Raw genomic sequence first — 12956 nt, 5'->3', positions numbered from 1 at the left:
GCGGTGATAACGCTTCGTTAATCACCTTGTCGTCCGCCTGTCGGAAAAGTCGGGTCTTCGGCCTTTGACAGTGCCATTTAATCAAGGCTTCACCGCGTTTTGCTACCGGCTGCAGCCAAGGATAGGTGAAATGCATCTGCTGTTCGCCACATCGATCGTGCCTGATGGCGCTCTCGCCTCGGGTTACGAGATTGCCAACGCCGCGATCATCGACGCGCTGCGGCGGGCCGGCGTGCGCGTGACGGTGATAGGCTTCATCTGGCCAGGGAAGACTCCGTCCGATCCCCAGAACATCATCGTGCTCGACGCCGTCGAGGTCCGCACCGAAAGCGCTTGGCCGCTGCGCAAGCTTGCCTGGCTGGGCAAGGCGGTTCTCTCAGGCCTTACCTTTTCCTCGGTCAAGCTGCGCGTCGTTTCGGACGGCGAAGTCCGCGCCGCCATCGAGCGCGCCGGTCCCTTCGATGGCTATGTCCTGAATTCGGTGCAGTTCGCCGGTGCCTTTGAGAAGGTTCTCGCCGACCGTCCATTCGTCTTCGTCGCGCACAATGTCGAGCATCGCTCGGCCGAGGAAAATGCCGCCGCGGCCGGCAGCGCGCTGCAGCGCTGGATGTTCCACCGCGAGGCCAGGCTCCTCAAGGTCATGGAGGAGCGCCTCTGCAGCGCCGCGCGCTTTGTCTTCACGCTGGCCGAGGAAGACCGCGCCGCACTTGGCGTCGCCTCCGACCGACGCTCGGCGGTGCTGCCGCTGGTGACCCGCGCGCAGGAGCCCGCAAGCAAGGCGAAGCGCCATGTCGATTGCGACGCCGCGCTGATCGGCACCTGGACCTGGCAGCCGAACCGCATCGGGCTCGATTGGTTCCTGAGCAAGGTCGTGCCGCATCTGAAGCCGGATTTCCGCGTCAGGATCGCAGGCCACATGCCTGCCGGCGTCAGCTCGCCGCATCCCGGTGTTTCCTTCGTCGGCAGGGTTCCTGACGCGCAGGCCTTCGTGCGTAGCGCCGCCGTCATTCCCTTGATCAGCACCGCAGGCAGCGGGGTGCAGCTGAAGACCATCGAGACCTTCGAGCTCGGCCTGCCGTCCGTCGCCACCAGCCGCTCGCTGCGCGGCATCGGCTATCGTCCCGACAATTGCGTGGTGACCGACGATCCGATTGCCTTCGCCGCTGCTCTCCAGGCGGCCGCGGCCAATGTCCGTGACGACGACGGCAGCGCCTTCCATCGCCGCCAGCTCAAGGCGCTCGATGCCGCGATCGGGCTTGGCCTGGAGAAGCTCGGCGCCGTCAGGCAGGAGGTCGCCGCATGAACATGCACACCGCGCGCGCCGCCTTCGGCTTCGACACGCTCAAGACCATTTTGGGCATTCCCGTGCTTGCCATACGCTGGGACGAGGCCATCGCCTTGCTCACCAGGCTGATCGACGAGCGTCGCTTCACCAAGGTGAGCTTCCTCAACGCCCACAATGCCAACCTTGCCTGCACCGATCCGGTCTTTGCCGAGGCGCTGGAAAACTTCCTCATCCTCCCCGACGGCGTCGGCGTCGACATGGCGGCAAAGCTGCTTTACGGCGCGCCTTTCCCCAGCAACCTCAACGGCACCGATTTCATTCCGGCCTTCCTGCAGGCCTCGTCGCATCCGCTGACGGTGGCGCTGCTCGGCACGACGCGCGCCAATGCCGAAGCCGCGTGTGCGAAGCTTTCGACGCTCGCCATGCAGCACGAATTCGTCGTCATCCATGACGGCTTCTTCTCCGCCGCCGAGGAGCCGGCGGTCCTCGAGCGCATCGCCAGGCTGCGGCCCGACGTGCTCCTCGTCGCGATGGGCGTTCCGCGCCAGGAATTGTGGATCGAACGCCACATCGACAGTCGCCATTGCACCCTGCCGGTCGCGGTCGGCGCGCTGCTCGATTTCATGAGCGGCTCTGTGCCGCGCGCGCCGCTATGGCTGCGCCGGCTGCGGCTTGAATGGCTGTTTCGCCTGTGGATCGAGCCCGGCCGCCTGTGGCGCCGCTACATCGTCGGCAATCCGCTGTTCCTGTGGCGCGTCGTCAGGCAAAAGCTGTCGCTTGGGCCGCGGCCAGCGGAGGCGCGCCGGTGAACAGCCGCTTCGTGCCGGGCACCTCCACCGCCATCGAACCGCTGCCGCGCATGCCCCTGGCTGCGATCGTCACGGCGAGCTACGCTCCCGATTTCGAGCGCTGCCGGCTTCTGTGCGAAACCATCGACCGCCATGTCACTGGCGTGGCGCATCATTACATCCTCACCGAGCATCGCGACGTCGCGCTGTTTCGCCAGCTGGAAGGCAGCCGTCGCAGCGTCATCGACGAGCGGGACCTGTTGCCGCGCTGGCTGCGCGTGTTCGACGATCCGCTGAGCGGTTTTCGCCGCCGCGTCTGGCTGAGCCTGAAAACGCAGCCGTTGCGCGGCTGGCATGTGCAGCAGCTGCGGCGTATCGCCATTGCCGGGCAGGCAAAGGAAGACGTGCTGGTCTTCTGCGATTCCGACGTCGCCTTCCTGAAACCCTTCGACACCGGCGCTTTCTGGCGCGACGGCAAGGTGCGGCTGTTCCGGCGCGACGGCGTGCTGTCGAACGATGGACATGACGAGCATCGCATCTGGTCGCGCAATGCCGGTGCCGCGCTCGGCATCGATTCTGCCAATCAATCGAGCCACGATTACATCTCGACGCTGATCGCCTGGCGCCGCGAGACGGTCGACGCGATGTGCGAGCGCATCGAGAAGGTGCATGGCCGCGACTGGGTCGGCGTCGTCGGTTCGGCGCGCCAGTTCTCCGAATGCATGATCTATGGCCGCTATGTCGACGACGTGCTTGAAGGCGCCGGCCATTTCCATGGTTCGGAGGAATTCTGCCGCGTCCATTGGAACGGCGAGCCGCTGTCTGATGAGGAATTCCGCCGCTTCGTCGACACCATGGCGCCGGAACAGGTGGCGATCGGCATGCAGTCCTTCATCGGCACCGATATCGGCCGCATCCGCCGCCTGATCGGCCTTGATTAGCCTGCGCGGGATTCAGGTCAGGCCGAGTCGAAAACAGTGGCTTCCGAGAACCGGAGCGGAGCGTACTAAAGTACGTGAGCACCGGAAGCGCAGGGAGCCGCTGTTTGCAGGCCGGCCTCACCTGAATCAGATCGCCTTCGCCGGGCGGCGCATGGCCGAATAGGTCAGCAGCATCGAGGCGAGATAGAGCAGCAGGAAGACGATGTTGAGCGACAGCACCAGATTGGCCGTGTCGGGGATCGTTGTCAGCACATAGGTCAGCAGCACCCCTTTCAGGCCGGCGAGCAGGCCGAGATTGATCGCCCGCACTGCCGTCTGGCCGCGCGCGAAGAGAAGCTCGGCCTGGTATTCGACGAGGTTGCGCAGGCCGGGTACGCAGACCGCCAGTGCCACCAGCGGCGCTGCCTCGGCGACATTCTTGCCGAGCGCGTTCGGGAAGAAATGCAGCACGATGCCGAGCGATACCAGCGCCAGCGTCGAGACCAGGAACACGCCACCCTCGATGCCGCTCTTGACCGCTAGCCGCGACAGAAGCTCCGGCGCCCGCATCATGCGCTGCACCAGCATCATCGAGAAGGTGCGGATCGGGATCGCGGTGAGATCGACCAGCCGCATGATGATGGCGTAGATGCCGGCCAGATGCGGCCCGCCGATCGACAGCACCAGGAGTTTGTCGAACTCCATCTGCAGATAGAACAGCACTTCGGATCCGGCGACATAGATGGAATCGGCGAGCCGCCTGAAATAAAGCTCGGCGCGCAGCCTCAGCCGCTGGCGCGGATAGAAGAAGACGAAGGCGACGATGAGTGAGGCGGCATTGGCGCCGATGTAGAACAGCGACCAGACGCCGATGCTGTGCTGCGCGCCAAGCATGAACAGGATCGCGCCGACTGCCCTGAGCGCCGTCGCCAGGATGGCGAGCACGGCCGCCCGCCCGAATTTGCCGAGCCCGTTGTTGACGATCAGCGCCACTTCGACCGGTCGCCACAGAAGCGCTTCCGCGAAGACGACCGCGGCGAAAGCCGACAGCGGCACGGCGCCGGCGAAGAAGATCAGGTAGACGATGTAGGATGCGGCGGCGAGGAACGGCAGCGACAAGACGCCGAGAAGCAGGAAACCGGCGGTGAATGTGCCGATCAGGTTGGGGCGGATGGTGGCGGTGCGGTATAGCGCCGAAATGAATCCGAAGGCGAGGATGCGCGACAGCATGATGCCGGCGGCCGACGCGGTCGCGAACATGCCGAACTCGGCGATCGAAAGCGTGTTGGCCAAAGCCACGAAATAGGCCAGCGAGAACACCAGCCGGCCGCCGGCGCCGCTGATCGCCGAAAAATAGTCGGACACCAGTTTCCGGCGGGTGGCCACGAAGTGGCCGATCCGCGCGAAGCTTCGCCTTTGCGGCATGTCGCTGGCCTGGGTCATGTCGGGGGCGATACATAGGCTGGAAAGTTTAACGCGGCGTTCTGGCGCCCGTCCCGGCGGCGCTGAAATGCCGTGAGCAAAGCGAAAAACTCTGCCCGCCGAGGTGCAAAATTAACCGTTTGTTTCCTATGCCTGTTTAGCGTGGCTTAACGATTGGCCGATCCGCGCGCCCAAGCCGCCAGAGAGTAAGTTCCAGGACAATGGTCGATAGGGATAACCGTGATGACTGGAGGCGCGAGCGTTCTCTGCTCGCGCTCGGCCAAGCCATGCGTGGCGATGACAAAACGGTCTCGATCGGCGACCGGGCCAATTCTTCCTGGCGCGAGGACGCAGCCGCGCGCCATCGCGCCGCTCGTTCCGAGCGCGAAGAAAAGTTGAACCCGCGTCCCGCCGAGACCGGCGGGTTTGACCACGATCAGGCGGAACCGGATTCGGATCCGGCCGAAACCGGGGACGACCGGGCGGGAAGAAATCGGCCCGCTTCGTTCGGCCAGGGCTACGGGGCCACTGCGGAAGGCCGCCAGCCGCAGGCCGCTCCCGAACCTCGCCATGCAGGCCGGCCGCCTGCCGACGGCAATTCCGAGGAGTGGAAACCGCTGATCGACCCGATGCAGGTCGTTCACGGCATTACGCGATCCAAGGCGTTGATCCTGTCGACAACCATCCTGGGCGCGGCGCTCGGTGTCGCCATCGCCTTGTCGACGCCGAAGAAGTATGAGGCCACGACCGACGTCATTGTCGACCCGCGCGACCTCAAGCTCACCGATCGCGACCTGACGCAGAACGTGGTCGCCTCGGATGCGACCCTCGCCATCGTCGAGAACCAGGTTCGCATCCTGACTTCGGGCACCGTTCTCAACAAGGTCGTCACGGATCTCAACCTTACCAACGACCCCGAATTCAACGGCCAGGGCAAGGGCGGCATCGGTCTGATGTCGACGCTGCGCTCGATCCTGTCGCGGCAGGATGCCGGCGCGGCGGACGAAGCGCGCAAGCGTGCGCTGGCGGTCGGCAGTCTGTATGACAGCCTCGACGTCGAGCGCGGCGGCAAGACCTTCGTGGTCTCGGTCAGCGCCACCACGCAGAACGCGGAGAAATCCGCGCTGATCGCCAACACCATGGTCAAGGCCTTCAGGCAGATCTCCAGCGAGATCCAGTCCAGCACGGCGGGCCGCGCCAACGACGAGCTCACCGCCAGGCTCGGCGAACTGCGCAAGGGCGTCGAGACGGCCGAACGCCAGGTCGAGGATTTCAGGGCGACGCACGACCTCGTCGACGCGCAGGGCCACCTGATCAGCGACGACCAGATGTTGAAGCTCAACGAGCAGCTTTCCGTCGCCCGCGCCCGCACGCTCGAGCTCAATGCCCGCGCCGCCTCGGCCCGCTCGCTGAACGTCAATTCGGTGCTTAGCGGCACCTTGCCCGAGGAAATCAACTCCAACATGATGAGCGAGCTGCGCTCGCAATATGCGGCGCTGAAGCAGGAAGCCGATCGCGCCGAGGTCAGGCTCGGGCCCCGCCATCCGGAGATCGAGGCGCTCAACGCCCAACTCGCCGGCGCGCGCGAGCGCATCAGCGCCGAGCTGCAGCGCATCGCATCCTCCCTGCAGGTCGACCTGAAGCGCTCCGTCCAGCTCGAGCAGGATCTGTCGTCGCGCCTGGCGCAGGCCAAGGCGCAGAGCGGCGACGTCAACAACAATCTAGTCTCGCTGCGCGAGCTTGAGCGCGAGGCCGCCGCCAAGCGCTCCGTCTACGAGCAGTTCCTGCTGCGCGCCAAGGAAACCGGCGAGCAGAAGGACATCAACACCGCCAATATCAGCGTCATCTCGGACGCCTATGCGCCGCTGCAGGCGAAGGGACCGTCGCGAGCGGTGATGGCCTTGGCCGGCCTGTTCGCCGGCCTGTTCGCTGGCATTGGTCTGGGCGGGCTGCGCGGTGTCTATGAGAGCCTGCGCGAGACCGCCGATAACCGCTCGCGCCGCAGAGTCGATAAGCGCGCTCCAATGATGGAGAACAGTTCCAACAAGGCCGCTCCGCCGCCGCCACCGCTTGTGACGCCGCCGGCCCCGCCTGTCGCCCAGCCTCCGGCTCGGTCATTCACGCCGCCCCCGGCCGCGTCTTTCACGCCGCCGCCGGCTCCGTCATTCACGCCGCCCCCAGCCGCATCTTACACGCCGCCGGCAGCTGCATCCTACACACCGCCGCCCGCCTCACCTCCAGTGCCGCCTCCGATGACGGCAGCCGCGCCGGCTCCAGTCCAGCCCGTCGCGCCACCGCCGGAACCGGCCAACGATGCCGGCCGTCCGGGGCTTTTCGGCTCGCTTGCTTCGGCGGTTCGCTATTTCGTGCGGCGCGAGCCGGCCGAAACGGTGGATATGGACTCTGTTCCGCCCGAAAGCGCCTGGCGCGCGCCCAGCCGGGAAGAGCGCTATTCTGGGGCTCAACCATCGGCCCGGGAGAATTTCCGGCCGCCATACGAGCAGGGCTATTCCTATTCGTACCGGCCGGACCATGGCCGGACCGATCCCTATGAGGATCGTTATTCGGCATCGGCGGCACCTTATGATCCGCGGTCGCCGGCCGCCGGCGAGGCCGACCAGCCCCCCGCCGGCCAGCCCCCCACCGACCAGCAGGGCGAGATCGACGATATCCGCGCCAGCCTGCGCGAATTCCGCGAGGCTGTGCGCGAGCTGACCGAAAGCCGCACGCACCGCCGCTATTTCTGAGGCGCCCGTATTTCTAAACGACTCGTGGTTCGATAAAAGCGGCCGGTTTCGGGTTTACGGCATCCGACGACGCTTTGACGGGATTGCCTTGTCGAATTTTGGTGAAAATGCCGCGCTGCATTTCGGCCGCAAGCGTCTCGCTTTGGTGGATCGACAATGCCGACTAAGGAATGGGGCCATGCATCGATGCGGCCTCGAAGCGAAGCTGAGGGTTGGTGATGGCCGAAGTGATTGATGGAAAGAGCGTCGCCGAGGACGTGGTTTCGAAGGTCAAGGCTCTGACCGCGGAGCTGTCGGCCAAGGGAACCACCAAGCCTGGCCTTGCGGTGGTGATCGTCGGTGAAGACCCGGCAAGCCAGGTCTATGTCGCCTCGAAATCGCGCACCGCCAAGGAATGCGGCTTCCATTCGCTCCAGCATACGCTTCCGGCCGACACCACCGAGGAACAATTGCTGAAGATCATCGGCGACCTCAATGCCGACAAGTCGATCCACGGCATCCTCGTGCAGCTGCCGCTTCCCGGCCACATCGACGCCGGCAAGGTGATCCAGACGATTGCGCCGGAAAAGGATGTCGACGGCTTCCACTTCATCAATGTCGGCAAGCTCGGCACCGGCGAGCTCGAGACGGCCTTCGTGCCCTGCACGCCGGCAGGCTCGATGCTTCTGATCGAGCGGGTGCGCGGCAAGGACCTGTCCGGTCTCAACGCCGTCGTCGTCGGCCGCTCCAACATCGTCGGCAAGCCGATGGCCAATCTGCTGCTCGCCGCCAACTGCACGGTCACCATTGCCCATAGCCGGACCAAAGACCTGCCGGCGCTGGCCCGCACCGCCGACATCCTGGTCGCCGCCGTCGGCCGTCCGGAGATGGTCAAGGGCGATTGGGTGAAGCCCGGCGCCACCGTGATCGACGTCGGGATCAATCGCATCCCGGCGCCCGAAAAGGGCGAGGGCAAGAGCCGCCTGGTCGGCGACGTCGCCTATGCCGAGGCGGCCAAGGTCGCGGGCGCCATCACCCCGGTCCCCGGCGGCGTCGGGCCGATGACCATTGCCATGCTGATGGCGAACACTGTAGCTTCCGCCTACCTCGCGGCCGGGCTGAAGCGGCCGTCCTTCTGATTTTGAGAAAGCCTTTGCATTGCCGAACCTGATTGCTCCCGTTGAACGGCCGATCACGAACGATCCCGTTCAGGGCGGCCGTCAGTTCGGTTTTCTGCTGGTCGACAAATTCTCGATGTTCTCGCTGGCGGCGGCTATCGACTGCTTCCGCTCGGCGAACCGCCTGCTCGGCCGCGATTTCTACGGCTGGACGACGATTTCGGCCGATGGCGACGCGGTGATGGCCTCGAACGGCCTGCCGCTGAAGATCGACTATTCGGTCGCCGACATGCCGCCGGTCGACATCCTGTTCGTCTCGGTCGGGCTCACCACCGAATTCCCCGGCAAGAGCAAGGTGCTGGCGGCGCTGCGCAGCTGGGGCCGGCGCGGCAACGCGCTAGGCGCGCTTTCGGTCGGCTCCTATCTCTTGGCCGAGGCCGGACAGCTCGACGGCTATCGCTGCACGATTCATTGGGAGAACCGCGCCGGCTTCATGGAGCGTTTCCCCGACATCAACTGCACCGGCAATGTCTTCGAGATCGACCGCAAGCGCTACACCTGCGCAGGCGGCACTACCTCGATCGACCTGATGCTGGAGATCGTGCGCGGCGATTTCGGCTCCAACCTCGCCAACGGCGTCGCCAACCAGTTCCAGCACGAGCGCATCCGCTCGGCCGGCGACCGCCAGCGCGTCGGACCGGAGCGCGACCTCACCGGAAAGTCGGAAAAGCTCAGGCGCATCGTCGAATTGATGGCCGACCATCTCGACGAGCCGCTGTCGGCGGTGCAGCTTGCCAAGTCGGCGGGGCTGTCGGTGCGCCAGGTCGAGCGCCTGTTCCTGCGCCATTTGAGCGTGACGCCTGGCCGCTATTATATGCGGCTGCGGCTCGAACGCGCGCGCGAATTGCTGCGCCAGACCAACATGCCGATCCTCGACGTGGCGATCGCCACCGGCTTCACCTCGCATTCCTATTTCGCGCAGAGCTACCGGCTGCAGTTCGGCCGTCCGCCATCGGAAGAGCGGCGCACCACTTATTGAGTGACTTCGCCGGCCATCGGACTTGTCTCCGAATGCCGCGTCAAATAGCTTTCGCAACGCGGACGAGGGCTACTCTCAGGAGATTTCCATGGCGGGACTGATACGGAGCGTCGCTGCGGCGCTCCTGCTTTTGTCGATGACCAGTTTCGGCTTTGCCGCCAACAAGGTCATCATCATCCTCGATGCATCAGGCTCGATGTGGGCCCAGATCGACGGCAAGCCGAAGCTGGAGATCGCGCGTGAATCGCTGCGAACGGTGCTGCAGTCGGTTCCGGCCGACGACGAGATCGGCTTCATGGCCTATGGCCATCGCACCAAAGGCAGCTGCGACGATATCGAGCTGATCGTGCCGCCGCAAGCCGGTTCCGCCAGCGCCATCTCGTCGGCGGCCGACAGTATGAAATTCCTCGGCAAGACGCCGCTCACGGCCGCTGTCAAGCAGGCCGCCGAGGCGCTGAAATACACCGAGGACAAGGCGACGGTGGTGCTGATCACCGACGGTTTGGAGACCTGCGGCGGCGATCCTTGCGCGCTCGGCAGGGAGCTGAAGGAAAGCGGCGTCGACTTCACCGCCGATGTCGTCGGCTTCGGCCTGACCGCGGACGAGGGCAAGCAGATCGCCTGCCTCGCCGAAAACACCGGCGGCAAATACATCCAGGCCTCCGACGAGAAAGCGCTGCAGGAAGCTCTCGTCGAGACCGTCGCGGCTCCGGCTCCCACGCCTGAACCGGCTCCGGCCCCGGCGCCTGAGCCGGCAAAGCCGGAGTTCAATTTCATGCCGAGCGTAGTGCTCGCCGAGGGCGATGATCCGATCACCGACGGCAACGTCTGGGAGGTCTACAAGGCCAAGTCCGACGGCACGCGCGGCGAATCCGTCACCACCGAATACGGCGCCTACAAGGGCAATCTGGAGCCGGGCGATTATGTCGTGGTCGCGACCGATGGACAGGCCAAGGCGGAGCAGAAGATCAAGATCGAGGCAGGCCAGGCCTACCAGCCGCTCTTCATCTTGAATGCCGGCAAGCTGATCCTTCATCCGCGGCCGAGCCCGGGGGCAGACATCGCCGGCGGCGCTATGCTGGAATTCGCCTATCCGGGCGACCACACGACGACATACGGCGATACCAAGGTCATCCTCCCGGCCGGCGAGGAGAAGGTCACGGTGACGATCGGCAGCGGCACGATCACCGAAACCATTCAGCTCGCGGCCGGGCAGACGATCGAGAAGGACATCATCGTCGGCGTCGGCAAGGCCAAGGCCAACGCCTTCTACACTCAGGGCGGCGAAAAGGCCGGGGCGGACGTGTCCTGGAAGGTCTACAAGGCGGCCAAGAAGCTCGATGGCACCCGCGATCAGGTGACCTACGCCTATGGTCCCGACAGCCAGTTCGACCTGCCGCCCGGCGACTACGTGATGGGCGTCGATGTGCAGGCCGTGTCCACCGAGCAGCCTTTCAGCGTGACGGTCGGACAGATGACCGACGTCAACGTGACGCTGAATGCCGGTGTCGTGGCAGTCGACGCGCCCGGCGCGGACGGCTTCAAGATCTTCGAGGCCAAGAAGAACATCCAGGGCGAGCGCAAGCAGGCGACCTACGCCTACGGCGAGAAGATGCAGACCACGCTTGCCGCAGGCGACTACGTGCTCGTGACCAACTTCACCACCGACAAGGCCGACAAGGAGACGCCTTTCACCATCAAGGCCGGCGAGCGCAACGAACTCACCGTTCAATAGGCGTTTCGGCCGGAACAAACAGAAAGGGCGGCTCGGAGCCGCCCTTTTCTTTTGAAGTCCGCAACATCAGGCGTTGCCGAAAGCGGCGGCGCCATGGTCGGCGCGGCCGACCAATTGCCGGAAGCCGGCGAACAACTCACGGCCGAAGCCGAACTCGTTGCCGATGAGATCGGCTTCGGCCGTGCGGCGCAGCGCGAATTCCGTCCCCGGCACCAGCACTTCCAGCGTGCCTGCATCGGCGTCGAGCCGGATGACGTCGCCGTCATGGATCCTGGCGATCGGTCCGTCTTCGACCGCTTCCGGCGTCACATGGATCGCCGCCGGCACCTTGCCGGAGGCGCCCGACATGCGCCCGTCGGTGACCAGCGCCACGCGCTGGCCGCGATCCTGCAGGATGCCGAGCACCGTGGTCAACTTGTGCAGTTCCGGCATGCCGTTGGCCTTAGGGCCCTGGAAACGGATGACGGCGATGAAATCGCCGGTCAGCGTACCGGCCTTGAAGGCGTCGTTCAGCGCCTGCTGGCTGTCGAACACCTTTGCCGGCGCCTCGATGACACGGCGTTCCGGTTTCACGGCAGAGGTCTTGATCACGGCGTGACCGAGATTGCCGCCCAGCACTTTCAAGCCGCCCGTCGGTTGGAACGCCTTCTTGAACGGCGCCAGCACCTTCTCGTCGCCGCTCTGCGAAGGTGCTGCCTCGCGCACGACACTGCCGTCGTCGCCAAGCCGCGCCTCGACGGCGTAGGGCCGCAGGCCTTCGCCCCACACCGTCTGCACATCCTCGTGCAACAGGCCTTCGTCGAGCAGTTCGCGGATCAGGAAGCCGAGCCCGCCAGCGGCATGGAAATGGTTCACGTCGGCAAGCCCGTTCGGATAGACGCGCGCCAAGAGCGGCACCGCCTCCGACAGGTCGGAAATGTCCTGCCAGGTCAGCGCGATGCCCGCGGCGGCGGCCATCGCGATCAGATGGATCGTGTGGTTGGTCGAGCCGCCGGTGGCGTGCAGGCCGACGACGCCGTTGACGATCGAGCGCTCGTCGATCATGCGCCCGACCGGCGTATAGGCGTTGCCGAGCGCGGTGATCGCCAGCGCCCGCTTCGCCGCTTCCCTCGTCAGCGCGTCGCGCAGTGGCGTGCCGGGATTGACGAAGGAGGCGCCGGGTGTGTGCAGGCCCATGATCTCCATCAGCATCTGGTTGGAATTGGCTGTGCCGTAGAAGGTGCAGGTGCCCGGCCCGTGATAGGATTTGGACTCGGCTTCGAGCAGTTCGGCGCGGCCGACCTTGCCTTCGGCATAAAGCTGGCGGATCTTGGCCTTCTCGTCATTCGCGAGGCCCGTCGTCATCGGCCCGGCGGGGATGAAGACGGCAGGCAGATGGCCGAAGGTGAGCGCCGCGATCACCAGCCCGGGCACGATCTTGTCGCACACGCCGAGGAACACGGCCGCGTCGAACATGTTGTGCGACAGGCCGACCGCCGCAGCCATGGCGATCACGTCGCGCGAGAACAGCGACAGCTCCATGCCGGGCTGGCCTTGCGTGACGCCGTCGCACATCGCCGGCACGCCGCCGGCGACTTGAGCAATGCCGCCCGCTCCCCGCGCGGCTTCCTTGATCAGCGCCGGGAACGTCTCGAAGGGCTGATGCGCCGACAGCATGTCGTTGTAGGAGGTGATGATGCCGAGGTTCGGCACGCGGTCGCCGCCCAGCGCGATCTTTTCGGACGGGCTGCACACGGCAAAGCCGTGGGCGAGATTGCCGCAGCCCAGCACCGCGCGGTTGGCGGTACGGCTGGAAGCCTCCGCGATGCGGCCGAGATAGGTTTCGCGGCCGGCTTTCGAACGTTGGCGGATGCGTTCCGTGATGGCTTCGATATCGCGTCTGGCTGTCATGGTCCGTCCTTTCGAGCCCGGCGACGTCCTCCC

General features: G+C 65.4%; 9 protein-coding genes. 7 read left to right on the top strand and 2 right to left on the bottom strand.

Going from position 1 to position 12956, the window contains the following annotated elements; all coding sequences use genetic code 11:
- The first annotated feature begins 130 nt into the window (after window positions 1–130).
- From FJ417_RS05260 to FJ417_RS05250, 3 genes are read left to right on the top strand one after another with little or no spacing between them, the layout of a single operon-like run.
- Window positions 131–1303, top strand: a complete 1173-nt coding sequence (locus FJ417_RS05260; RefSeq protein ID WP_140782732.1) for a glycosyltransferase family 4 protein — start codon at window positions 131–133, stop codon at window positions 1301–1303.
- Entirely contained in the window at window positions 1300–2094 is a 795-nt protein-coding gene (locus tag FJ417_RS05255) for a WecB/TagA/CpsF family glycosyltransferase (RefSeq protein ID WP_140782731.1), read from the top strand. Before FJ417_RS05260 ends, FJ417_RS05255 begins: the two co-directional genes overlap by 4 nt.
- The gene (locus FJ417_RS05250) at window positions 2091–3014 is read left to right on the top strand and encodes a DUF6492 family protein (RefSeq protein WP_140782730.1); all 924 of its coding nucleotides are present in this window, start codon (window positions 2091–2093) and stop codon (window positions 3012–3014) included. Before FJ417_RS05255 ends, FJ417_RS05250 begins: the two co-directional genes overlap by 4 nt.
- A gap of 126 nt (window positions 3015–3140) precedes the next feature.
- Here FJ417_RS05250 and FJ417_RS05245 read toward each other — a convergent pair whose 3' ends face one another.
- Complete coding sequence (locus tag FJ417_RS05245; RefSeq protein WP_140655334.1) at window positions 3141–4436, bottom strand: lipopolysaccharide biosynthesis protein; 1296 nt, start codon at window positions 4434–4436, stop codon at window positions 3141–3143.
- A 200-nt stretch (window positions 4437–4636) separates the two neighbouring features.
- On the opposite strand from FJ417_RS05245, the gene FJ417_RS05240 reads away from it, so the two are divergent.
- From FJ417_RS05240 to FJ417_RS05225, 4 genes are all read left to right on the top strand, one after another.
- Complete coding sequence (locus FJ417_RS05240; RefSeq protein WP_140782729.1) at window positions 4637–7162, top strand: GumC family protein; 2526 nt, start codon at window positions 4637–4639, stop codon at window positions 7160–7162.
- A gap of 218 nt (window positions 7163–7380) precedes the next feature.
- Window positions 7381–8280 (top strand): bifunctional methylenetetrahydrofolate dehydrogenase/methenyltetrahydrofolate cyclohydrolase FolD, encoded by a 900-nt coding sequence (gene folD / locus FJ417_RS05235; RefSeq protein WP_140782728.1) that lies wholly within the window; start codon window positions 7381–7383, stop codon window positions 8278–8280.
- A gap of 19 nt (window positions 8281–8299) precedes the next feature.
- Entirely contained in the window at window positions 8300–9298 is a 999-nt protein-coding gene (locus FJ417_RS05230) for a GlxA family transcriptional regulator (protein WP_140647709.1), read from the top strand.
- 88 nt (window positions 9299–9386) lie between these two features.
- Complete coding sequence (locus FJ417_RS05225; RefSeq protein WP_140782727.1) at window positions 9387–11033, top strand: VWA domain-containing protein; 1647 nt, start codon at window positions 9387–9389, stop codon at window positions 11031–11033.
- Between the two features lie 66 nt (window positions 11034–11099).
- Here the strand turns inward: FJ417_RS05225 and edd are convergent, their stop codons facing one another.
- A complete protein-coding gene (edd, locus tag FJ417_RS05220) occupies window positions 11100–12923 on the bottom strand; it encodes a phosphogluconate dehydratase (RefSeq protein ID WP_140782726.1) in 1824 nt (607 codons plus the stop codon).
- Window positions 12924–12956: the final 33 nt, after the last annotated feature.

The organism is Mesorhizobium sp. B3-1-7, assembly GCF_006439385.1.
Taxonomy (GTDB): domain Bacteria; phylum Pseudomonadota; class Alphaproteobacteria; order Rhizobiales; family Rhizobiaceae; genus Mesorhizobium.
Note: the sequence above shows the minus strand (reverse complement) of the source record. Positions and strands in the feature narration are given on the sequence as shown.

Bases quoted from the DNA above. Each gene is read 5' to 3' on its own strand.
- FJ417_RS05260 (WP_140782732.1), top strand. From the start codon at position 131: ATGCATCTGCTGTTCGCCACATCGATCGTGCCTGATGGCGCTCTCGCC.
- FJ417_RS05255 (WP_140782731.1), top strand. From the start codon at position 1,300: ATGAACATGCACACCGCGCGCGCCGCCTTCGGCTTCGACACGCTCAAG.
- FJ417_RS05245 (WP_140655334.1), bottom strand. From the start codon at position 4,436: ATGACCCAGGCCAGCGACATGCCGCAAAGGCGAAGCTTCGCGCGGATC.
- FJ417_RS05240 (WP_140782729.1), top strand. From the start codon at position 4,637: ATGGTCGATAGGGATAACCGTGATGACTGGAGGCGCGAGCGTTCTCTG.
- folD (WP_140782728.1), top strand. From the start codon at position 7,381: ATGGCCGAAGTGATTGATGGAAAGAGCGTCGCCGAGGACGTGGTTTCG.
- FJ417_RS05225 (WP_140782727.1), top strand. From the start codon at position 9,387: ATGGCGGGACTGATACGGAGCGTCGCTGCGGCGCTCCTGCTTTTGTCG.
- edd (WP_140782726.1), bottom strand. From the start codon at position 12,923: ATGACAGCCAGACGCGATATCGAAGCCATCACGGAACGCATCCGCCAA.